General features: G+C 54.7%; 21 protein-coding genes and 1 tRNA gene. 13 read left to right on the top strand and 9 right to left on the bottom strand.

Features of this window, described 5'->3' with window-relative positions:
- Window positions 1-43: 43 nt before the first annotated feature.
- A complete protein-coding gene (rpoH, locus tag GOX73_RS02490) occupies window positions 44-940 on the bottom strand; it encodes an RNA polymerase sigma factor RpoH (protein WP_170383778.1) in 897 nt (298 codons plus the stop codon).
- 146 nt (window positions 941-1,086) lie between these two features.
- The gene (locus GOX73_RS02485; RefSeq protein ID WP_171122894.1) at window positions 1,087-2,121 is read right to left on the bottom strand and encodes an RluA family pseudouridine synthase; all 1,035 of its coding nucleotides are present in this window, start codon (window positions 2,119-2,121) and stop codon (window positions 1,087-1,089) included.
- Between GOX73_RS02485 and GOX73_RS02480 the strand changes: the two genes are divergently transcribed.
- From GOX73_RS02480 to GOX73_RS02470, 3 genes are all read left to right on the top strand, one after another.
- Complete coding sequence (locus GOX73_RS02480; RefSeq protein WP_171122892.1) at window positions 2,120-2,422, top strand: DUF6476 family protein; 303 nt, start codon at window positions 2,120-2,122, stop codon at window positions 2,420-2,422. The two genes, GOX73_RS02485 and GOX73_RS02480, sit on opposite strands and share 2 nt — an antisense overlap.
- A gap of 281 nt (window positions 2,423-2,703) precedes the next feature.
- Window positions 2,704-4,167: a glycosyltransferase family 2 protein gene (locus GOX73_RS02475; RefSeq protein ID WP_254429108.1), complete on the top strand. Its 1,464-nt coding sequence runs from the start codon at window positions 2,704-2,706 to the stop codon at window positions 4,165-4,167.
- Window positions 4,157-5,176: a glycosyltransferase family 2 protein gene (locus GOX73_RS02470; protein WP_171122890.1), complete on the top strand. Its 1,020-nt coding sequence runs from the start codon at window positions 4,157-4,159 to the stop codon at window positions 5,174-5,176. Before GOX73_RS02475 ends, GOX73_RS02470 begins: the two co-directional genes overlap by 11 nt.
- 108 nt (window positions 5,177-5,284) lie before the next feature.
- Here GOX73_RS02470 and GOX73_RS02465 read toward each other — a convergent pair whose 3' ends face one another.
- The 4 genes from GOX73_RS02465 to GOX73_RS02450 all read right to left on the bottom strand — a co-directional run bounded on the left by GOX73_RS02465 (window position 5,285) and on the right by GOX73_RS02450 (window position 8,400).
- Complete coding sequence (locus GOX73_RS02465; protein ID WP_171122888.1) at window positions 5,285-6,082, bottom strand: sulfotransferase domain-containing protein; 798 nt, start codon at window positions 6,080-6,082, stop codon at window positions 5,285-5,287.
- A 704-nt stretch (window positions 6,083-6,786) separates the two neighbouring features.
- The gene (locus tag GOX73_RS02460) at window positions 6,787-7,410 is read right to left on the bottom strand and encodes a hypothetical protein (RefSeq protein WP_171122886.1); all 624 of its coding nucleotides are present in this window, start codon (window positions 7,408-7,410) and stop codon (window positions 6,787-6,789) included.
- 388 nt (window positions 7,411-7,798) lie between these two features.
- Window positions 7,799-8,044: a hypothetical protein gene (locus GOX73_RS02455; protein ID WP_171134768.1), complete on the bottom strand. Its 246-nt coding sequence runs from the start codon at window positions 8,042-8,044 to the stop codon at window positions 7,799-7,801.
- Between the two features lie 269 nt (window positions 8,045-8,313).
- Window positions 8,314-8,400: transfer RNA gene (locus GOX73_RS02450), tRNA-Leu, on the bottom strand.
- Window positions 8,401-8,542: 142 nt separating this feature from the next.
- Between GOX73_RS02450 and GOX73_RS02445 the strand changes: the two genes are divergently transcribed.
- Both GOX73_RS02445 and lipB read left to right on the top strand, forming a co-directional pair.
- On the top strand, window positions 8,543-9,202 hold the full coding sequence (locus GOX73_RS02445; protein WP_171122882.1) for a DsbA family oxidoreductase: 660 nt from the start codon (window positions 8,543-8,545) through the stop codon (window positions 9,200-9,202).
- 38 nt (window positions 9,203-9,240) lie between these two features.
- Window positions 9,241-9,897 (top strand): lipoyl(octanoyl) transferase LipB, encoded by a 657-nt coding sequence (lipB, locus tag GOX73_RS02440; RefSeq protein WP_171122880.1) that lies wholly within the window; start codon window positions 9,241-9,243, stop codon window positions 9,895-9,897.
- A gap of 417 nt (window positions 9,898-10,314) precedes the next feature.
- On the opposite strand, the gene GOX73_RS02435 is transcribed toward lipB, so the two are convergent.
- The gene (locus GOX73_RS02435) at window positions 10,315-10,734 is read right to left on the bottom strand and encodes an HIT family protein (protein WP_171122878.1); all 420 of its coding nucleotides are present in this window, start codon (window positions 10,732-10,734) and stop codon (window positions 10,315-10,317) included.
- Between the two features lie 287 nt (window positions 10,735-11,021).
- Here GOX73_RS02435 and ctaD point away from each other — a divergent pair, with 287 nt between their 5' ends.
- The 3 genes from ctaD (at window position 11,022) to GOX73_RS02420 (ending at window position 14,154) form a co-directional block, all read left to right on the top strand.
- Complete coding sequence (gene ctaD / locus GOX73_RS02430) at window positions 11,022-12,680, top strand: cytochrome c oxidase subunit I (RefSeq protein ID WP_171121106.1); 1,659 nt, start codon at window positions 11,022-11,024, stop codon at window positions 12,678-12,680.
- A 338-nt stretch (window positions 12,681-13,018) separates the two neighbouring features.
- Window positions 13,019-13,618 (top strand): 2-hydroxychromene-2-carboxylate isomerase, encoded by a 600-nt coding sequence (locus GOX73_RS02425; protein ID WP_171121105.1) that lies wholly within the window; start codon window positions 13,019-13,021, stop codon window positions 13,616-13,618.
- 44 nt (window positions 13,619-13,662) lie between these two features.
- The gene (locus GOX73_RS02420) at window positions 13,663-14,154 is read left to right on the top strand and encodes a DUF2244 domain-containing protein (RefSeq protein ID WP_171122876.1); all 492 of its coding nucleotides are present in this window, start codon (window positions 13,663-13,665) and stop codon (window positions 14,152-14,154) included.
- A gap of 23 nt (window positions 14,155-14,177) precedes the next feature.
- Here the strand turns inward: GOX73_RS02420 and GOX73_RS02415 are convergent, their stop codons facing one another.
- On the bottom strand, window positions 14,178-14,663 hold the full coding sequence (locus GOX73_RS02415; protein ID WP_171122874.1) for a GatB/YqeY domain-containing protein: 486 nt from the start codon (window positions 14,661-14,663) through the stop codon (window positions 14,178-14,180).
- 183 nt (window positions 14,664-14,846) lie between these two features.
- Here GOX73_RS02415 and carA point away from each other — a divergent pair, with 183 nt between their 5' ends.
- Window positions 14,847-16,013, top strand: coding sequence for a glutamine-hydrolyzing carbamoyl-phosphate synthase small subunit (carA, locus tag GOX73_RS02410; protein ID WP_171122873.1), 1,167 nt, complete (start codon window positions 14,847-14,849; stop codon window positions 16,011-16,013).
- An 81-nt stretch (window positions 16,014-16,094) separates the two neighbouring features.
- Entirely contained in the window at window positions 16,095-17,966 is a 1,872-nt protein-coding gene (locus GOX73_RS02405) for a glycosyltransferase (RefSeq protein WP_171122869.1), read from the top strand.
- Between the two features lie 3 nt (window positions 17,967-17,969).
- Here the strand turns inward: GOX73_RS02405 and GOX73_RS02400 are convergent, their stop codons facing one another.
- Window positions 17,970-18,617: a GntR family transcriptional regulator gene (locus tag GOX73_RS02400; RefSeq protein ID WP_171121100.1), complete on the bottom strand. Its 648-nt coding sequence runs from the start codon at window positions 18,615-18,617 to the stop codon at window positions 17,970-17,972.
- 100 nt (window positions 18,618-18,717) lie between these two features.
- Between GOX73_RS02400 and GOX73_RS02395 the strand changes: the two genes are divergently transcribed.
- From GOX73_RS02395 to GOX73_RS02385, 3 genes are all read left to right on the top strand, one after another.
- A complete protein-coding gene (locus GOX73_RS02395) occupies window positions 18,718-19,362 on the top strand; it encodes a pyrimidine 5'-nucleotidase (protein ID WP_171122868.1) in 645 nt (214 codons plus the stop codon).
- Window positions 19,363-19,449: 87 nt separating this feature from the next.
- Window positions 19,450-19,698, top strand: coding sequence for a hypothetical protein (locus GOX73_RS02390; protein WP_171121098.1), 249 nt, complete (start codon window positions 19,450-19,452; stop codon window positions 19,696-19,698).
- Window positions 19,699-19,774: 76 nt separating this feature from the next.
- Entirely contained in the window at window positions 19,775-20,971 is a 1,197-nt protein-coding gene (locus GOX73_RS02385; protein ID WP_171122866.1) for a UbiH/UbiF family hydroxylase, read from the top strand.
- The last annotated feature ends 4 nt before the right edge of the window (window positions 20,972-20,975 follow it).

The raw sequence follows: 20,975 nt of genomic DNA, 5'->3' as shown, positions 1-20,975 counted from the left end.
AAAGCCCGCCAACTTCGGCGGACTTTTCCAGAATTAGGGTGGCTTAAACCGTTCCCAACATTCCCTTTTCACGCGCGAGATCACGCATCTTTTTCTGCAGCTTTTCAAACGCGCGCACCTCAATCTGACGAATGCGCTCACGGCTGACATTGTACTGCGTGCTCAACTCTTCCAGCGTGACGGCCTGATCCATCAGACGGCGCTGAGTCAGAATGTCCTTCTCGCGGTCATTCAGAACCTCCAAAGCAGCAGCCAGCAGCTCGCGCCGTGCGTCCAATTCATCACGCGCCTCATAGTCACCAGCTTGGTCGGCATCTTCGTCCTCAAGCCAGTCCTGCCACTGCATGGTGCCTTCGCCTTCGGACCCAACCGTCGCGTTGAGCGAAGCATCGCCACCGGACATCCGGCGGTTCATGCTGATCACTTCCTCTTCGGTCACGCCCAGATCGTTGGCGATCTGTGTCACGTTTTCGGGACGCAAGTCGCCCTCTTCCAACGCGCCGATACGGGCTTTGGCCTTGCGCAGGTTAAAGAACAGCTTTTTCTGCGCCGAAGTTGTACCCAGCTTCACCAGTGACCATGACCGCAGGATATACTCCTGGATCGAGGCACGGATCCACCACATCGCATAGGTCGCCAGGCGAAAGCCCTTTTCAGGGTCAAACCGTTTCACGGCTTGCATCAGACCCACATTGGCCTCAGAGATCACCTCGGCCTGAGGCAATCCATAGCCGCGATAGCCCATGGCGATCTTGGCCGCCAATCGCAGGTGCGATGTGACCATTTTATGCGCAGATTCAGTATCTTGCTCCTCCACCCAACGTTTGGCGAGCATGTATTCTTCTTCCGGCTCCAGCAGGGGAAATTTGCGAATTTCCTGCATATAGCGGTTCAGTCCGCCTTCCGGCGTCGGCGCGGGGAGATTTGCGTAATTTGCCATGTTTCATGTCCCTCCGACAAATGTTTAGTTCGTTAACATAGGATATGGGAGGTCATCCCGATCCATTCAAGAGGTACCTTTAACAGTTTGGAATTAACGATCTATAAAGGAAAGATAAGAACGCGTTACTCACAATGGTTTGCACTTTATGACAGTGGCGCGCGAAGCCGATCAATCAGATTCTCCATGTCTTTGGGAAGATTTGCCTCAAACCGCAAAGATTCGCCTGTGACCGGGTGCTCAAAACCCAAAACAGCCGCGTGCAGGGCCTGTCTGGGAAAGGCGCGCACCGCCTCGGCAGTTGCGGGATCAAAGGCTTTGACGGCCAGCTTTCGCTTGCCTCCATAGACCGGATCACCGACCAAACCGTGCCCCACATGCGCCATATGGACTCGGATTTGATGCGTGCGCCCCGTTTCCAGCCAGCATTCGATCAGGGCCAACCCAGCAGGAGCGCCAAAAGTCTCAACGACCCGCGCCCGCGTAACCGCGTGCCTGCCACCATGAAACAGAACGGCCTGCCTTTGACGATCCGTCTTGTGGCGGGCCAGTTGCGTGGTCAGACGCATGACATTGCCGGGCTCAAAACTGACCCCTTTGACCCCCCGCAATCTGGGGTCGTTCGCATCCGGCACCCCGTAACAGATAGCACGGTAATACCTCTCGACCGTATGCGCCTCGAACTGGGCGGCTAAACCGTGATGCGCTGCGTCTGATTTAGCGACGACCAGCAAGCCACTGGTTTCTTTATCAATTCTATGGACGATGCCGGGGCGCTTCACACCACCGACGCCAGACAAATCCGATCCGCAATGATGCAGCAGCGCGTTTACCAACGTCCCGTTCGGAGACCCCGGCGCTGGATGAACCACCATCCCCGCCGGTTTATTGATAACGATCAAGTCATCGTCTTCAAACACGACATCCAAGGGAATTTCTTCGGGTCCGATATGGCTATCCTCGGCTTCTGCGACGGTTATCTTGACCGTGGCCCCTTCTGTGACCTTGGCCTTAGGGTCCGTGACCTGAGAACCGTCAACCAGCACAGCGCCGCTTTCGATCAGACGCCCCAACCGGGTACGCGAAAGGTTTTCCTCGGCTGGCACATCACGCGAAAGCGCCTTATCAAGGCGTGACGGCGGATCAGCCGCGATGTGAAATTCAATCTGGCGAGTGCCCATGACTGTCCCTTCCGAACCCCAAGAACCGCTGGAAACGCCGCAGATCAGATTGTTGCGGCGAATGGTCATGCTGCTGACCGCGGTGATGATTGGCGGCGTTCTAGTGACATTCGCCCTGATTGTCATCCGGCTATCGGACCGAACCCCCACTCTGCCCGACCAGATTGAACTGCCGGGCGGCGCAAAGGCACAGGCTGTGACGATTGGCAACAATTGGTACGCGGTCGTGACCGATGACAATCGTATTTTGATATTTGACAAAACAACCGGAAAGCTGCGCAGCGAAGTTCAGGTCGAGTAACGCTTTGGAAGGACAGGCTGTGTTTGATTTGGTCTGGCTGCGTCTGATCGAACCATTTTGACAACCTCAAGGCAGAATGCCCCGCAGCTTGCGCCATCAGGCTTCCATCAAAAGGTTCAAAAATACCCGCTTTCGCCAGATTGTGGAATTTAACTTGAGCATTGAATTTGCTACTGAATGTCCGTGAACATCACTATGCGCGAAAAACCTCGAACCGCTTGGATCGGGAAAGACCCTCGTAAGAGCTGTTTATCGCCGGAACCGATAGGCATGGAGAACTAATGCCCAAACACCGCTTCACGATCATGTCCATGATGAAGGATGAAGGTCATTCGTTGGTGGAATGGGTCGCCTATCACAAGCACATAGGTTTCGATAATATCGTCGTTTATACAAACGACTGCACCGACGGCACAGACGACATGCTGATCCGTCTGCAAGAGCTGGGATGGGTACAACACTTCCGCAACGACGTACCCGAGGGGCGCAAACCGCAGCCAAATGCCCTTGCGCTTGGAACCAGAAATCCGGAAGTGACCGACAGCGAATGGATTCTGACGATGGACGCGGACGAGTTCCTTTCGATCAAAGTTGGGCGCGGCTGGATCACAGACCTTGTGGAAAACATTGACCCCAAGGCAGATGGGATTGCCATTACCTGGCGCTTTTTCGGATCGAATGACCTGACGCGATGGGACCCAGGGTTGGCAATCGAATCTTACACCCGATCCGCGCCGGATAGGTTTCCAAAAGGCTGGGGGGTGAAAACCCTCTTCAAGCCATATCGGGACATGAAACTTGGCATCCACCGACCGCACATAAAAAAAGCCAAGAAACTTCCCGCCAACGCCAAACTGCTGTTGGACCAGTTCTGGCTAAACGGATCAGGCGATCCCATGCCGCACGAGTTTTCTTTGTCAGGCTGGCGCTCTACAAAACCGACCTTGGGGTATGACTTGGTCGAGATGAACCACTATGCGGTCAAGTCCTACGAGTCATATTTGCTCAGGCGCATTCGGGGCAATGTTAACAACAAACCAGACAAGTATAACGCCGCCTATTTCGCGTTGTTTGACCGAAACGAGTCCGAAGCCACAAACGTGAAGCGACATATTCGCGCGACCAAGCGAAAAATCGAAGCGATCCTGGCCGACCCGATCATGCGGGAACTGCAGGACAAAGCAATCCACCACCATGAGAACCGCGTTCGACAACTGCGCGAGACCAAAGAATATGAAGGATGGCTGGAAGAGTTGAAGACAGCGGGTCAGGTTCCGCTGAATAAGCTTGACGAAGTTCTCTTTGTTCAACACTTGCCAAAAGAATGGCAGTTGAAGGTCAAGGAGCTGCAGGCACAAGGAGTATCCGACAGCGAGATTGCCAAAATGATCGCTCAGACTCAGACGGCGAAAAAAGGTCAAACGCGCCGCGAGTTGCTTGAACTTTCCGGCAAGACCCCGGCAAACGACCTTGAAGGCGACGAACCGGGGGCCGACAACCGAATGGATGACGAAAACGTCCCGGACAATCCATTTATGAACACTGAGGCTGCCGCAGGTTTGGGTGTACCATTGTCCAAGGACCGCACCCTTAAAATGGCGTTGGCTGCTCAAGCGGCAGATGAGGCCGACAACCGCGTTTCTGACGTGGTAGGTAAAGCCCAATCCGTGAAACACGCAGTTGGCAGATACAGTGCCAAGGGGGCATTGAAACGACCGACCAACGGGGATGAGGATGAAAACTGAAGACACCCCCCCGAACGCAGGCCGCAAGCTGTTGCTTTCTACGGTAAAAAACGAAGGAATATACCTGCTGGAATGGCTGGCCTATCACAAATCAATTGGCATTGACGATTTCTGCATCTTTTCCAACGACTGCAGCGATGGCACCAATCTAATGCTCAACCGCCTTGATCAATTGGGGGTGGTCCGTCACTTTGATAACCCCATCGGCCCGAGGATGGACCCGCAGCGCGCTGCCTACTCACGAGCGAACCGAATGGACTGGGTGCGGGATGCCGATTGGGTGCTCATACTTGACGCAGATGAATTCCTTAACGTCCACGTAGGCGATCGCAGCTTAGATGCACTGATCGACAATTGTGGCGCGCCAGACGCGATATCCGTCAACTGGCGCCTTATGGGGTCATGTGGGCTGGAACATTGGGACCCAGAGGCCCTAGTCACGGAACGCTTCACGCGCGGATCAACTTTCGAGGCCCCTGAAAACGGTTTGGTCTGGGGTTTCAAAACGCTGTTCCGCCCTTCAACGTTCGACTATTTCGGAGTGCACCGCCCCCGCTTTTTCAAACACCGCGAGATCGAGCCAGACATGGCGCGTTGGACAAACGCGGACGGAAAGCCAATGGGCGGGAATATTCTTCAAAAAGGATGGCGCGGCAACAGAGACAACGTCACAGGCAAAACTGCACAAGTAAATCACTATGCGGTCAAAAGCCGGGAAGAGTTTTTGCTCAAGCGGTTACGTGGAACTGCCAATTCAAAAAACAAAGACCGCATCGACATGGAGTATTTTGGGAAATACGACATCAACACAAGCCATGACGATTCAATCGACACCTCAGCCATTCGTTCAATTATGTCTGATTGGCTGAAAGATGGCGATCTGGCGGCTCTGCTTCGATCCTGCCACGACTGCGCGCGACGTGTTCTGGATTATCAACTTGAGGCGCCCGAGTTTCGAGAGTTTGTGGATTCTGGGTATTTTCCGAAACCGGAAGCTGAAACTTCATGAAGCATGGGTCGTTGCATCTTTGATGCAAGCCAAAGTCACGGCGCATTTGAATCCGACCGATTGCGGCGCGACACACCGAGCCACGCTATTCCGGTTTTTCGACGGCAATTATACGAAGATTTGACTGCTTGGCGGGCAGGTCTTCACCCAATCCGAGTTACTTTCATAGGCAAGCTTCCTCAGAGCACCACCATAGCGCGCCTCATAAACCTCGGCGACTTCACGTGGCAGTTTGCTTTGCCACTGCGCTTTAGCCCCTGACACGATATGCAACGAAATCCGTTCCGCTCGGTCAGTTTTCTTTTTCAAGCCCCCAAACAAAGAGTGCTTCCAATAGGACCGCACGGCTTTGTCGATATCCAATCCTTCAATGTCAAAATTGCTAAGAATTTCTCGGAACAAATCACACGTCGAGTCTTCGATCAAATCCTCGTACTTCACGTCTATCGCGTTCTCATGACCATATGGCCAAGCCATCATTTCGGTCAGAGTTTGATGGTGCTTGTTTTCCATTTCAAACATGAGCTTGTCGAGCTCATTTGGCAGGCTGGAAATATACTCTTTGTAAGTCTTGCCATCCCATTCTGCTCTTACCTCTCGCAGAAACTTCTCATTGCCGGTCGGCGCTATCTGGTGATAGCGAGTGCCGGACAGCAGCACATCACGCGGGTCTCGGATAACGTGCAGAAATCTGGCGTGACCCAGCTCCAGGAGCTCTCTAGGAAATTTAGACGACCAATTCACAATAATCTGTGGCCCTGTCTCAGCCGCGTCAGCAAGTCTTTTCGCTCTGTAGCACTGCATAAATGGGATGGATTGATCTTGATGGATTTCACGAAAAACCTTTCGCATCCAAATTGTGCCAGTCTTGTGATGTGTACCGACGCACAAAAATCTAGGCTTCATCGCGGAAAGTTCTCTTGAGTTGATGTTTTGAACACGTCAATTCGCTGTTGCGTTGAGCCTAGCGCCTGACGCGGCATTTCCTGGAAATTGTGTCAGATACCAAAGGCATTTAAGGCACTAATAATAAAGACGCGTGACCGCCTCAACCAATTCGTCATGCACGGCGTGCTTAATCGTGTCCTATGAACAATCAGCGCTATTCACTGCGCGAAAAGAGTGACAAAATAACGACTTATGACAGTCTGGTCACGCATGGCATGAAAACCTACGAAAACCTGGAGGATTGTACTGGTGCGGTCGAGAAGACTCGAACTTCCACGGGTGTTACCCCACAGCGACCTCAAGTAAACCGCGTGTCGACATTCCGTCTAACGCACTGAAAACTTGGTGTCTTTGACCGCGTGACATTCTTGGGTTCTTCGCACAGTTAAGTACTGCGAGTACGACACTTACTGTAACGGAATCTGGGTGGTCAACCCGTACATGTAAGGATGAGTCACATTGGCTCAGTGTGATTACACTGAATTGCACGAGAGGAATACATGGGGCACCGAATAGAAACCCGCTCGGTTACTTTGAGTATTCCTAGCAGTGTTACACGTTGCAACTCCGTTCCCGGCGGCAAAACTGCGACAATAGGCTAAAATTGTAGACGTGGTGTAGAGCGTAATAGTTGCAACAAGTAAAAAACGTTGATCGACAACTTAAAGTGAATATCCGGTAAACTGATTAGAGCTTGAAAACGCGTCATAGATTATTTTTTTATGACTTTCCAAAACTTCTATGTCCTGACGAAATCCTGCTTTTGCCCTTGCTCGCAAATCAAGCTTGAATCCAAGCATTTCTCCAACCGCATTTAGCTCTTCAGGCAAGTTTTCGTACTTTAAAATCTTATCGACGAGAAGGGCGCCATACTTGTCTGTATATTTCCCAGTATCTACGGGAAAATCTTTCATTTCCAGATAGTTCTCCCAAGATAAATTTTCGTTCCCGGAATTATGGTCAGGGCTGTTTTTTATCATACTGTACCAACTGATGCACTTATCTAGCGGCTCTCTTTCAACACAGAAAACAAAGTAGTTGTTAAATACACTGCCCCCAACAATTTCCTTAACCTCAGCGGCGCCCATGTGGTTCCGAAATCTTTTCGTAAAAAGGCCAAACTTCTTATATTCAAAATTTTGCGCTTCGTGGCCGCTTACTTTCGGGAAAATTGGAGTTGCAACGTCGCTCTCTCCCAGAATTTTATTCAAATCTACCTCAATAGAAGTTCCCGCAGTTTTTACTGTCTTGATAAAAATAAATTTGAACTTGTGAGATATAATCATTTTTTCAAGCCGTTGCCAAAGAGCCTTAAGATACCTATCGCTTCAAGCAATTCTGCTTTTTCTGGCAGGCAGCATGCAAGAACAAAACCTTAATTTGGTGCTACTCCCCATCTGGCGTTGGCTAGCATACAACGGGACGTGAATCCACCTACCTAGCCAGAACATTCGCAACGATTTTTTTTGGCCCGAAACTCGTCTTTCCTAGGGCCATTTTATTATATCCTCTCGGCGCCGAACGGGCCAAATCTTCTCTGGCGCCTGCACCGCCGAGCATATCGATAAAAGCAAGCTTATTTCACATCATAGTCCTTGGCGTCGTAGTTGGCCTTTAGTCAAGACTGCAAAAATGATTCAATTGACTCAGAGTGTTGCTCGCGGCAGCTTTCACTCAAGCTTCAACCTTGACCGGGAAGTCCAATTCTGCATCCAGACGCTGGCTGGCGTAAGAAGTAGCTGGAACCCTAGGGTCAATCGGTTGAACCTTATGTTCCTTCATTAGCTTTGCCGCCGTTGAAAGGTCGGTACCTGTGGCGGTACCTTCCTTAATCTTTGCAATCAATTCCCGAACAAACAGCCCGTTGAGTTCTTCGAGTTCACCTTGGGTCGCGTTCTTGATGCTATCCTCAGCCATCATACGGCCCCCAAAGTTGATCAAACGCTTCAAGCGCCTCGTCTCTGGTCAACTGACCTGTTGCAGCTTCGAACCAGATGTCCCGAACCGTCGCCTGTTACCCCGCACGATCTCTTTCTTGCCGATGATAGCTTGATATTCATTGGGTACCGCGACTCTTACCGCGTAACCCTTGCCTCTCCTAAAGAGGCCCTTTGGCACCCGTACATCCATCTCAAAAGGCTCCATTTACCGTTACATTCGGCGAAGAAACCTGTTGAAAATCAAGAATTTGGTGCGGTCGAGAAGACTCGAACTTCCACGGGTGTTACCCCACAGCGACCTCAACGCTGCGCGTCTACCAATTCCGCCACGACCGCACTGTATGTGACTTGGTAGAGGCGCGTATAGACGGTGCGGAACGGGATGTGAAGAGGCAAAAAACAAGCCGGATTGAATTCCTTTTCGACCTTCATATCTGTATCACAGATTTCACTTTGCCACCTGATCCGGAGACGCATCATGACTTCAACAGACACGCGCCCGATCATCCAGATCGACATTGTCTCGGATGTGGTATGCCCTTGGTGTATTGTCGGCTTCCGGCAGCTTGATCTGGCGCTGCAGCAACAGGGGGTGCTTGCGCAACTCCGATGGCACCCGTTTGAATTGAACCCTGCTATGGGGTCCGAAGGGCAAAACCTGCGCGAGCACATGGCTGAGAAATACGGGTCTACGGCCGAGCAAAGTCAGCAAGCGCGTGATCGGTTGACGCAGCTCGGCGCAGAGTTGGGTTTCTTATTTAATTTCAACGAAGAGTCCCGAATCTACAATACCTTTGCCGCACACCAGCTTTTGGACTGGGCCGATGCCCAAGGGCGTCAACACCCGCTAAAGATGGCTCTGTTTCAGGCATATTTCACCGACCAAAAGGATATTTCCGATCCCAAAGTCCTTCTCGACGGTGTTGAAGCCGTCGGATTGGACAGGGTCGCCGGACAGCAGGTCCTTTCCTCTGGTGCCCACGTGCAACCAGTGCGACAGAAGCAGGAATTCTGGACCAGTCGCGGCATCTCGGGCGTGCCTTCGATGGTGTTTGGCGGCAAGTACCTTGTGACAGGGGCGCAGGGCCAAGATACCTATGCGCAAATCCTTAGGCGCTGTTTGGCAGAGGCGGCGTAACCCCTTTTCCTGCCTGATACCGCGCGGTAAGAGACCTCATGGAATGGAAAATCACTGACGGCTTGACCGACTATGACGATGCCGTGGCCTTTATGGAGGCGCGGGTAGCGGCAATTGCGGCCGGTGAAGCAGGTGAATGCGTCTGGCTGCTCGAGCACCCCCCGCTCTATACCGCAGGAACATCCGCCCGGATCGAAGACCTGACCGATCCTGATCGGTTTCCCGTTTACGAAAGCAAGCGCGGCGGTGAGTACACGTATCATGGCCCCGGCCAGCGGGTTGCCTATGTAATGCTTGACCTGAACAAACGCGGGAAAGACGTCCGGCACTTTGTAAAACAGCTAGAAGCCTGGGTGATCGCGTCACTTGCGGAATTCAATGTCAAAGGTGAAATCCGGGATGGTCGCGTCGGTGTTTGGGTGCGCCGGGACGACAAGCCCTTGACGGCTTCGGGCACCCCTGCCGAGGACAAGGTGGCAGCGATTGGCTTGCGACTACGCAAATGGATCAGCTTTCACGGAATCTCGATCAACGTGGAACCTGATCTTGATCATTTCTCAGGGATCGTGCCCTGCGGGATTTCCGAACATGGTGTAACGTCTTTGGTCGACTTGGGGCTGCCTGTCACGATGGCAGACATGGATGCCGCGCTACAGAAAACCTTTTCCCAAATATTCGAAACGATCAGGGCCTGACGTCACAAACCGAATCGTTTCGCGACTCCAGTTGGTTAACAATCCACACCCCAGCTTGCGCTCTGTTTCCAAAGCGCGCCCAAAACTCGCACAAAAGCCGAGTGAATCATGACAATTGTCTGTTCAACCCCACTCAAATGAATACAGGCCCGAGATTTGCGGTTAGACTGATTTCACCGTTCTAGAGTGAGTGGTGTGTTAAACCGGTAATCGTGGGATTTCTGCGAAAACGGAAAAGTTTTTTTTACGAGTCTGCCGTTCCGACCCCAAATCGGAACGGCAATTCATTTCTGGGGCATCCACCCTCCGTACTTCGCGCATCCGGCTTTCCCAAACTTTCTCACTTTGGCCGAAGCCGCATCAACTGCCCAAGGCCCGCAAGAAGTTCCGACTACCCGGTGATCAAGTGCGTGACGTTCAGCCAACAGCAGTTCTGATTTTTTCGGCGTGCTCCGCGATCAGGTCGAAATCCCCCATTGTTCCGGGCGCACGCAAAGCAACATCTTCGTGGCGAGGAAGAACGTGGAAATGCAGATGGAACACCTCCTGCCCTCCGGCCGTTTCGTTGAATTGCTGGATCGTTACTCCGTCAGCGTCAAAGGCCTTCACCACCGCCTTGGCCAGTTTCTGAACAGTGGCCATCACTGATGCCAGTTGCTGCGGAGATGCATCCAGCATATTGCGGCACGGTGTTTTGGGTATCACCAAAAGGTGACCGTCCGATCGGGGCATAATGTCCATGAACGCAAGTGTATCGTCATCCTCGTAAACGCGGTTCGCGGGGATCTCCCCCTTCAGGATCTTGGCAAAGATGTTTTCTGGATCGTAGGCGGTCATGTCAAATCTCCGATTTCGGCGTTACGCCCAGTTCTGCGTTTCGTCCGCACCAGGGTCAAGCGAAGAAACCTCTGTCACGCGCAGCGCTTGAATTTTGACAGCCAATACCCAACTGAAAGGTGAATTTAGCCGACAATGCACGTTTCGGGCCCCTGCCCGCGACAATTAATCTTGATCCAGATCAAACTCGACCATTGAAGGCGCCCTCTTCGCATTCTAAAACCAGCAGGAATCCCGCGCGCCGGAGAGGTCCGGCTGCGCGGTAGAATTGTAACAGGAGGCACCTAATGGCAGACGCAGCCATTCATGGTCACGATCATGAAGACCAGCGTGGGTTCTTTACCCGCTGGTTCATGTCGACCAACCACAAGGACATCGGGATTCTGTACCTGATCTTCTCGGCGCTGGCCGGGTTTATCTCGGTGGCGATGACCGTCTATATGCGGCTCGAACTGATGCACCCCGGTGTGCAGTACATGTGCCTCGAAGGGTTCATGGCCGACCCATGTACCCCCAATGGACACCTGTGGAATGTGATGATCACATATCACGGCGTTCTGATGATGTTCTTCGTTGTCATCCCTGCCCTGTTTGGCGGATTTGGCAACTATTTCATGCCGTTGCAGATCGGCGCGCCGGATATGGCGTTCCCGCGGATGAACAACCTGTCCTTCTGGCTGTATGTCGCTGGTACCTCGCTGGGTGTGGCCTCGTTGCTGAGCCCCGGTGGCAATGACCAGCTCGGTTCAGGAGTTGGCTGGGTGCTTTACCCGCCGCTGTCCACGACAGAGGGCGGCATGTCCATGGACCTTGCGATCTTTGCCGTGCACGTATCGGGCGCCTCCTCGATCCTCGGCGCGATCAACATGATCACCACGTTCCTGAACATGCGTGCCCCGGGCATGACCCTGTTCAAGGTGCCGCTGTTCAGTTGGTCGATCTTCATCACCTCGTGGCTGATTCTTCTGTCGCTGCCGGTTCTGGCAGGCGCGATCACCATGCTGCTGATGGACCGCAACTTTGGCTTCACCTTCTTTGATCCAGCCGGTGGCGGTGACCCGATCCTGTATCAGCACATCCTGTGGTTCTTCGGCCACCCGGAAGTGTACATCGTTATCCTGCCCGGTTTCGGCATCATCAGCCACGTGATCGCCACCTTCTCGCGTAAGCCGATCTTCGGTTACCTGCCGATGGTCTGGGCGATCATTGCGATCGGTGTTCTGGGCTTTGTCGTCTGGGCGCACCACATGTACACCGTTGGCATGTCGCTGCGTCAGCAGGCCTACTTTATGCTGGCAACGATGGTCATCGCGGTTCCAACCGGCGTTAAGGTCTTCTCATGGATTGCAACCATGTGGGGCGGCTCGATTGAGTTCAAGACGCCGATGCTGTTCGCCTTCGGCTTCCTATTCCTGTTCACCGTTGGCGGTGTGACCGGTGTTGTTCTTTCTCAGGCCGGTATCGACCGTGCTTATCACGACACCTACTACGTCGTGGCACACTTCCACTACGTGATGAGCCTGGGCGCCGTCTTTGCGATCTTCGCGGGCGTATACTTCTACTTCTCGAAGATGACGGGTCGCCAGTACTCGGAATTCTGGGGCAAGGTTCACTTCTGGCTGTTCTTCATCGGCGCCAACCTGACATTCTTCCCACAGCACTTCCTGGGCCGTCAGGGGATGCCGCGTCGGTATATCGACTACCCCGAGGCATTCGCTCAGTGGAACTTTGTCTCGTCGATTGGTGCGTTCATCTCGTTCGCTTCGTTCCTGCTGTTCTTCGGCATCGTGATCTACGCCCTGCTGCGCGGCGCTAAAGAAACACGCCCGAACCCGTGGAACGAATACGCAGACACGCTGGAATGGACCCTGCCCACCCCGCCGCCCGAACACACGTTCGAGCAGCTTCCAAAGCAGGAAGACTGGGACAAAGGCCACGCGCACTGATCCCTTCCATTAAGGAACAAAGAAAGCCCCGCCTCGTGCGGGGCTTTTTCATTACCCGTCGGTAACGCGCGTTGGACAGATGCTCCGAGACTCCCAAAAAGATCGCAATTTGAAGTTCATGATGTTTCAGATGATTGGCGGACCTTCACATCAGTCCACCATGTGCAGAACGTTGCTATCGACATGCGTCAGGCAATCGGTGAGCAAGGTCATGCCCATGGGACGCATGGATAGCACCCTGTACTGACCTTTGTGGAAAGTCGTCAAACGGCAGAGATCGAAAAAATCCAAAAATTAGGCTATTATGGAAACTGAAACTCTGAGATCGGGGTGATCCAATGCCCGAAATTGATTTTTGGTATTCCATTGGCAGTACGTACAGCTTCCTGACGATCATGCGCTTGGACGACTGGTGCGCTGAGAATGATGTCGCAGTTGCGTGGCGCCCTTTCAATGTCCGAAGCGTCATGTCCGAACAGAAGAACATCCCATTTGCTGGTAAGCCTGTTAAGTCGGCGTATATGTGGCGCGATATCGAGCGGCGAGCTGCCAAGTATCATATCCACGCCCGTCTGCCTGCGCCCTATCCAATTTCTGACCTCGAACTTGCCAATCAGGTCGCATTGATGGGAATACAGGATGGATGGGGCAAGAGCTTTACACAAAACCTCTACCGGATCTGGTTCGAAGACGGCATCGAAGCTGGCAGCGAGGCGGCAATTTCCGAGGCTCTTTTACGGTGCCAGCAAGACCCTCGTCTGACTCTGGCACGTGCCCGCAGCCCTGATGCGGTTTCAGCACTGGAATTCGAAACTGACCGCGCCTCCCGTCTTGGCGTATTCGGCGCGCCCAGCCTTGTCGTGCGGGGCGAGGTTTTCTGGGGCGACGACCGGCTGGACGACGCCTTGTCATGGTCGCGCGTAGGTCACGTTGTGTGATCATTTGGCGTCGACTTTGCATTGCAAGACGTTATTTTTTGACCATGCCCTACCGATGGAATCAAACCTCTGGATCGAATCTGGAACTGCGCCTGTGGCCGCATAACTCACTGCCGCCAAAATGGGCTATGCGTGTTGTTCTGGCGGTCTTTTTGTTCGGCCTCATCCCCATGATGGCAGTTCTGGGTTCCGTGCTGTTATGGGGTTTACTTCCATTCCTGCTGCTGACAGTGGTCGGATTGTGGTTGGCAATACAGGCGAACTATCGTTCCCGCAGCGTTTTTGAGGTATTCACTCTGACAGGTACGCAGGCCCGGCTTGTCCATCACCATCCCGGCCGAGGGTCACAGGAATGGACCTGCAACCGATACTGGGCGCGCCCTGAGATGCACAAGCATGGCGGCCCCGTACCCAACTATGTCACGCTGAAGGGCGACGGGCGCGAAGTGGAAATCGGGTCTTTCCTGACCGAAGAAGAACGGATCGCCCTGTATGACGATCTGACAGAGAAACTGCGCGACCCGGTCGCGCAGTAACGTCGTGTTTGAGGCGAAAGCGGTCAGCAGCTGCCGCTTGCAGCCGCGCAGAGCTGATCTTTGACCATCGGTCCCACTTTGCCGAAATCCATTTGGCCAGTGTAGCGCGACTTCAGCTCGCCCATCACTTTGCCCATATCCCGAATCGAACCAGCGCCTGTTGACGAGATTGCCGTCTGGATGGCCTGAGAGACCTCATCTTCATCCAGTTGTTTGGGCAAAAATTCCTCGATAACTTCGACTTCGCGAAGCTCACGCTCGGCAAGGTCCAACCGCCCGCCCTCTTCATAGGCGCGCGCGCTTTCCTTGCGCTGTTTGGTCATTTTGCCAAGGATTTCAAGAACCTCGGCATCGCCGCAGCCCTTCGCCTCTTCGTTGTCAGAGGCACGTGACGCAATGTCACGATCCTTGATCGCGGCATTAATCAGCCGCAGCGTCGACAGACGCTCGGCCTCCTTATCTTTCATTGCCTGCTTCAGGGCTGAGTTCACCCTTGATCGCATATCCATATGATCTGTCCATCCCCATGGAAAAGGAACCACGACCATATCTAAACAAAAAGCGTGATACAACAGGGAAGAAATATGGCTAACCTATTGATTTTTAACAATAGCACAAAATTTGAACAGACTTGACCCAAGCGCCCAAGCCCCTTAGGTATGCGCCGATTTACCCTGCAAGAGAGTCGCCCCATGTCGCAGAACGCCCCGACCAAGCCCACCGCATGTCTGGCATTGGCCGACGGAACATTGTTCTACGGGATGGGCTTTGGCGCCACCGGACAGACCGTGGCCGAACTGTGCTTTAACACCGCCATGACCGGCTATCAGGAAATCATGACGGACCCGTCCTATGCCGGTCAGATCGTCACCTTCACCTTCCCCCATATCGGCAATGTCGGGGTGAACCCCGAAGATGACGAAACCGCTGACCCTGTTGCAGCCGGGATGGTGGTCAAATGGGACCCGACCGAGCCATCGAACTGGCGCGCGGCGGAAGAACTGAAAACCTGGCTGGCCCGTCGGGGACGTATTGCTATTGGCGGCGTGGACACCCGCCGCCTGACCCGCGAGATCCGTCAGCAGGGAGCGCCGCATGTCGCGCTGGCTCATGACCCTGAGGGGAATTTCGATATCGAGGCTCTGGTGGCGGCCGCACGCGGGTTTGCCGGACTGGAAGGCATGGATCTGGCAAAGGAAGTGACCTGCGCCCAGAGCTATCGGTGGGACGAGATGCGTTGGGCCTGGCCCGATGGCTACGCCCGTCAGGACGCCCCTGCGCACAAGGTTGTGGCCCTGGACTTCGGTGCCAAGCGCAACATCCTGCGCTGCCTGGCCACCGCAGGATGCGACGTCACAGTTTTGCCGGCCACGGCAACAGCAGCCGAAGTCCTTGCGCACGAACCCGACGGGGTGTTCCTGTCGAACGGTCCGGGCGATCCTGCGGCGACCGGCGAATACGCCGTGCCGATGATCAAAGAGGTGCTAGAGACCACCGACCTGCCCGTCTTTGGGATCTGCCTCGGTCATCAGATGCTGGCCTTGGCGCTGGGTGGTCAGACCGTCAAGATGAACCACGGCCACCACGGAGCAAACCACCCGGTCAAGGACCTGGATACTGGCAAGGTCGAGATTACCTCGATGAACCACGGATTTGCTGTCGACGCGCAATCACTGCCCGAAGGTGTCGTGGAAACCCATCGCTCGCTGTTTGACGGGTCGAACTGCGGTATTCGTATGAAAGATCGCCCTGTTTACTCGGTGCAATACCACCCCGAGGCATCACCTGGTCCACAGGACAGTTTCTACCTGTTCGAGCGGTTCGCCGAGGCGATGGCGAACCAAAAAGCAAAGGTATAACGGCTGCTTTAGTTAGAATTAACCCGCTGTTAACCTAAATATACCAACCCTGACACCGGTTTTACGTGTCAGGGTTTTTTTATGGTTGAACTGAACCTGCAACACTTTGCGCAGGCGGCGCCTATTCCTGTGCAGGTCAGAAAACCTTTGGGCATCTGCCTGCTTGAGAGTGGCCTGATTACCCAGGCGCAGTTGGAAAAAGCGCTGGATCTCAGATCCCGGCAGGACGTGCCACTGGGCGAGATTCTTGTGGCCGAAGGCTGGGTCAACCGCCGCGACGTGATGAACGCGCTTGCTGACCAAAACCATCTTCAATTTGCTGATCTGATCGCATCCCCGCCTTCTCTTGAGCTTTGCCAGATAAAGCCCGTTCGCTTCTGGCTTGAACATAACGCGATCCCTTGGAAACAGGTGGGCCCATTCCTTTTGGTGGCGACTGCCAAGCCGGATTGCTTTGAAACAGTTCGAGCGCACTTGGACAAAGTCGGCCTTACTGTCCTGCCCGTCCTTGCGGCGACAGATGATATAGACGGCACGATTGCCGCTATGTTTTCGCCCCAACTGGCAGCGGATGCCGAGACCCGAGTGGATGCAAAGCATAGCTGTCGATCCTGGGCACGTCGCGCACGGATTAAACCACTTGCAGCCCTGATCGCTGTGGTGGCGATTTTCGCAGCGTTACCAAAAATTGGACTGATGTTCTTCGTGACACTCGCGGTCTGCTCACTGATCTTGTTTTTTGCACTACGGTTAAGCGGCTTGCTGAGTTTTCTGCACCAGAGGTTTCAGACCCCCAAAAGCGCCCCGAAACCCTTGCCGCAGCCCCTTCCCCGTGTGTCGATCATGGTGCCTCTGTACAAGGAAGAAGAAATAGCAGACGCCCTGATACGACGGTTGCAACGCCTGACATATCCCAAGGCCTTATTGGACGTCATTTTGGTTCTTGAGGCATCCGACGATGTCACACGCGCGGCGCTTGCGCATGTCGACCTGCCGTCTTGGATCAGGTCCGTCGAAGTTCCGGCATCAAGCGGGCTGACAACGAAACCCCGGGCAATGAACTATGCACTCGATTTTTGCAGGGGCGACATTCTGGGTGTCTGGGACGCCGAGGATGCTCCACAGCCCGATCAGATCGAACGTGTGGTCACGCATTTCGCGAATGCAGACGATAGCGTCGTCTGTCTGCAAGGGGGACTGGACTATTACAACCCGCGCACCAACTGGAGGTCGCGCTGTTTTACAATCGAATACAATAGCTGGTTCCGCATTCTGTTGCAGGGTATCGCGCGCTTGGGTCTTGTGGTTCCGCTGGGCGGGACAACCTTCTTTTTCCGCCGGAAAAAGCTTTTGGAGTTGGGCGGATGGGACGCCCACAATGTCACTGAAGACGCGGATCTGGGTGTGCGGCTAAGCCGCGCGGGGTATAGAACCGAGATGGTCGACACCACCACCTTTGAAGAGGCTAATTTCCGCGCTTGGCCTTGGGTGAAACAGCGTTCGCGCTGGCTAAAGGGTTTCATGGTCACCTATCTCGTTCACATGCGTGACCCCGTCCAGCTTTGGAACGACCTCGGAGCCTTGAAGTTTCTAGGCTTTCAAGCGTTCTTTCTTGGAACGGTAGGGCAATTTCTGTTGGCACCCGCTCTTTGGGTGTTCTGGCTGACCGCGCTGGGGATGCTTAACCCGATGGAGGCACTGCTGCCGCGTTGGGCGCTGTTTTCGTTATTTGCCCTCTTCCTTGCCGCAGAACTCACAAACCTTTTCGCCGGAGTCCTGTCGGTTTGGGCGCGGGAAAGAAGGTTTCTTGTACCTTGGGTGCCAACTATGCCCTTGTACTTTCCGCTTGGGGTTGTCGCAGCTTACAAAGCGTTGTGGGAATTGATCGGAAACCCATTCTTCTGGGACAAAACCCAACACGGGCAAGCCTGCGAAGAGATTCAGCCAGAATAAACGTCAGTTTTCGCGGCGCACTGCATCCTGTTTCAGACGCGTCATGAAGGCGACGGAAATATGCTCTTTGAGCGCGCGGGCGGCAGCGGCTTCGTCACGGGCAGCGATGGCCTCGACAATGCCTTTATGTTCGCTCTGGGCGATCTCGCCTCGGCCCTGCACCGCCAAAGAAGTGGTTGCCATCAAAGCCATCGTTCGATGCACCAAATCCAATTGCTGAACCAAATAGCGGTTGTGCGAAGCCAGGTGGATCTGTTCGTGGAAACGGCGGTTGGCACGGGACAAAGCGGTCGGGTCATCGACCAATGCATCGTCGGCGGCAACCATATCCTGAAGCACCTTGATCTCTTCTTCGGTCGCGTGTTTCGCCGCCAGACTCGCGGCCAATCCCTCTAACTCACGACGCACCACGTAAAGCTCGGCCATCTGGTTGTGATCCAGCGAGGCCACGATCAACGACCGCCCATCCCGTTCCAGCAGCGACTGCGTCTCAAGCCGCTGCAACGCTTCGCGAATGGGGGTGCGCGATACGCCGAACCGCTCGGCCAGTTCGCTCTCGACCAGTCGGTCTCCGGGTTTGTAGACGCCCACGTCAATCGCTTCGAGTATCAGGCTATAGGCGTCCTTGTTGGACTGTTTGGACTGGGGCATGGGATGGATCGTCTCCTCGTTCGGACCTGTGTATCCGCCTCAGACCCCCGCAATCAAGTCCGGCATTGAAAACCGGGACATGGCGGCCTAAACCCAAGCCATGGTCAAACCTGCATTTGCTCACGTCACCCAATGGGTGTTCGACCTCGACAACACGCTTTATCCGCCGCATATGCGCCTGTTCGATCAGATCGAGGTGCTGATGACGGACTACGTGGTTCAGGCCATCGGCGTCGACCGGGCCGAGGCAGATCGGCTTAGGTCGCATTACTGGCGCGAATACGGCACCACTCTGGCCGGGCTGATGGCCGAGCACGACCTTGACCCGGACCCATATCTTCATGCCGTTCATCAGGTCGACATGAGCCATATGGACCCGGACGCCGATCTGGCCGATCACATCCGCGCCCTGCCGGGCCGCCGGATCGTCTATACGAACGGCAGCGCGCCTTATGCCGAGCGCGTATTGCAGGCGCGTGGCCTGAGCGGATTGTTCGATGCGATTTACGGCATCGAGCACGCAGAGTATCGCCCAAAGCCACAGAAAGCCGCGTTCGAAGCAATCTTTGAGCGCGACGGAATTGACGCAGAAAAAGCCGCGATGTTCGAAGATGACCCGCGCAATCTGGCTGCCCCGCACGAGATGGGGATGCGGACGGTCCACGTCGCACCCGAGCCGCACGAGGCCGATCATATCCACCATCATACCGACGACCTAACGTCATTTCTGTCCCGCCTGCGGTAGGCTGTCACACTACGACTTTCCGCGTATTTCGCAGACGCAGCATCGCCCCTATATGCGCCTCAGCGACGAATAGAAACGGAGACACCCATGACCGCGATCGAGGCCCCTCGGCGTCTGCCAATCTGGCAGCGTCTGTTGTTTGCAATTCCCCTGTTTGGCTGGATGGCCAAAGACGTTGCCCATGGCGAGGCCGAGGATTGGGGCTATGCCGCACTTGCGATCTTCAGCATGTGGGGTTGTTCGACCCTGTTGTTCGGCCTGCCGGGCCTTTACATCCCCGCCGTGATGATGGTGCCGGTGATGTTCTTGATCCTTTTGCTGATTACCCGAGGTTAAGACACGGGACAGGATGTCACTTGGCACACGCCTTGGAACCGCACTAGGGTCTGCCTAAGATACGGAGACCAAGGCCATGACTGAAAGCTGTGACATCCTGATTTCTGGTGGCGGGATTGCCGGTTTGACTGCTGCGGCAGCCTTTGGGACAGCCGGGTTTGACGTCGTGTGCGTCGACCCTGTTCCACCTGTTACCGAACGCGATGTCGACGGCTCGGACATGCGGACCACGGCGTTTTTGCAACCAGCACGCGGGTTGCTTGAACAGTGTGGGCTGTGGGAAAAGCTGGCCCCGCATGCCGCCCCTCTTCAGATCATGCGTATCGTGGATGCAGGCGGCGACGTGCCTGAACCACGTGTGGTGCGGGACTTTGACGCCGCCGACATTTCGGATCAACCCTTTGGCTGGAACCTGCCGAACTGGTTGCTTCGGCGCGAAATGGTGAACCGTCTGGCTGAACTTCCGAATGTCGATTTCCGCCCGGGGACCGGAACCGCCAGCCTGTTCACCCGAACCGCCTACGCCCGCGTCGGACTGAGTGATGGCAGCCGTGTTTCTTGCAAACTTGTTGTGGCTGCCGATGGGCGCGATTCCCCGATGCGCGAAGCTGCTGGAATTTCTGTGCAAACAACGCGCTACGGGCAAAAGGCGCTGGCCTTTGCAGTAACGCACCCAATCCCACACGACAATGTCTCGACCGAGATTCACCGGTCCGGTGGCCCATTCACTCTGGTCCCTCTACCGGACTGGCAGGGTCAGCCTTCTTCCGCGGTTGTGTGGATGGAACGTGGACCGCGCGCGGTCGAGTTGCTGAACACCGAGCCGCAAGCTTTTGAGGCCGCCATGACCGAACGCTCTTGCGGGTTGTTCGGCCCGCTGAAACTTGCCTCGCAGCGAACCATCTGGCCGATCGTCAGCCAGTCGGCTGAACGTCTGTCCGGGGAACGGATCGCATTGATGGCCGAGGCTGCGCATGTCGTTCCGCCCATTGGCGCGCAGGGTCTGAATATGTCACTGGGTGATCTTCGCAGCCTGCTGGACCTTGCCGCTGAACGGCCCGAGGGCCTTGGTGACGTGCAAATGCTGGATGCCTATCACAAAGCCCGACACACCGAGATCGCGATGAGGGTCAAAGGCATCGACCTTCTTAACCGCGCCTCGATGATCGAAACGCGGGCGTTGCGTGATGCTCGGGCGATGGGGCTGAACGCCCTCTATTCGCTGCCGACGGTGCGAAAGACACTGATGCAGATGGGCCTTGGCGTTCGGTGAATGC

The sequence above is a fragment of the Ruegeria sp. HKCCD7221 genome (genome assembly GCF_013031225.1).
Classification (GTDB): Bacteria; Pseudomonadota; Alphaproteobacteria; order Rhodobacterales; family Rhodobacteraceae; genus Ruegeria.
Note: the sequence above shows the minus strand (reverse complement) of the source record. Positions and strands in the feature narration are given on the sequence as shown.

Excerpts from the sequence above, each read along its gene's own strand:
- lipB (WP_171122880.1), top strand. The coding sequence starts at position 9,241 with ATGGAATGGAAAATCACTGACGGCTTGACCGACTATGACGATGCCGTG.
- GOX73_RS02435 (WP_171122878.1), bottom strand. The coding sequence starts at position 10,734 with ATGACCGCCTACGATCCAGAAAACATCTTTGCCAAGATCCTGAAGGGG.
- GOX73_RS02415 (WP_171122874.1), bottom strand. The coding sequence starts at position 14,663 with ATGGATATGCGATCAAGGGTGAACTCAGCCCTGAAGCAGGCAATGAAA.
- GOX73_RS02395 (WP_171122868.1), top strand. The coding sequence starts at position 18,718 with ATGGTCAAACCTGCATTTGCTCACGTCACCCAATGGGTGTTCGACCTC.
- GOX73_RS02385 (WP_171122866.1), top strand. The coding sequence starts at position 19,775 with ATGACTGAAAGCTGTGACATCCTGATTTCTGGTGGCGGGATTGCCGGT.
- GOX73_RS02420 (WP_171122876.1), top strand. The coding sequence starts at position 13,663 with ATGCCCTACCGATGGAATCAAACCTCTGGATCGAATCTGGAACTGCGC.
- GOX73_RS02390 (WP_171121098.1), top strand. The coding sequence starts at position 19,450 with ATGACCGCGATCGAGGCCCCTCGGCGTCTGCCAATCTGGCAGCGTCTG.
- GOX73_RS02485 (WP_171122894.1), bottom strand. The coding sequence starts at position 2,121 with ATGGGCACTCGCCAGATTGAATTTCACATCGCGGCTGATCCGCCGTCA.
- GOX73_RS02445 (WP_171122882.1), top strand. The coding sequence starts at position 8,543 with ATGACTTCAACAGACACGCGCCCGATCATCCAGATCGACATTGTCTCG.
- GOX73_RS02400 (WP_171121100.1), bottom strand. The coding sequence starts at position 18,617 with ATGCCCCAGTCCAAACAGTCCAACAAGGACGCCTATAGCCTGATACTC.
- GOX73_RS02475 (WP_254429108.1), top strand. The coding sequence starts at position 2,704 with ATGCCCAAACACCGCTTCACGATCATGTCCATGATGAAGGATGAAGGT.
- GOX73_RS02470 (WP_171122890.1), top strand. The coding sequence starts at position 4,157 with ATGAAAACTGAAGACACCCCCCCGAACGCAGGCCGCAAGCTGTTGCTT.
- GOX73_RS02455 (WP_171134768.1), bottom strand. The coding sequence starts at position 8,044 with ATGATGGCTGAGGATAGCATCAAGAACGCGACCCAAGGTGAACTCGAA.
- ctaD (WP_171121106.1), top strand. The coding sequence starts at position 11,022 with ATGGCAGACGCAGCCATTCATGGTCACGATCATGAAGACCAGCGTGGG.
- GOX73_RS02425 (WP_171121105.1), top strand. The coding sequence starts at position 13,019 with ATGCCCGAAATTGATTTTTGGTATTCCATTGGCAGTACGTACAGCTTC.
- GOX73_RS02465 (WP_171122888.1), bottom strand. The coding sequence starts at position 6,082 with ATGAAGCCTAGATTTTTGTGCGTCGGTACACATCACAAGACTGGCACA.
- carA (WP_171122873.1), top strand. The coding sequence starts at position 14,847 with ATGTCGCAGAACGCCCCGACCAAGCCCACCGCATGTCTGGCATTGGCC.
- rpoH (WP_170383778.1), bottom strand. The coding sequence starts at position 940 with ATGGCAAATTACGCAAATCTCCCCGCGCCGACGCCGGAAGGCGGACTG.
- GOX73_RS02480 (WP_171122892.1), top strand. The coding sequence starts at position 2,120 with ATGACTGTCCCTTCCGAACCCCAAGAACCGCTGGAAACGCCGCAGATC.
- GOX73_RS02405 (WP_171122869.1), top strand. The coding sequence starts at position 16,095 with ATGGTTGAACTGAACCTGCAACACTTTGCGCAGGCGGCGCCTATTCCT.
- GOX73_RS02460 (WP_171122886.1), bottom strand. The coding sequence starts at position 7,410 with ATGATTATATCTCACAAGTTCAAATTTATTTTTATCAAGACAGTAAAA.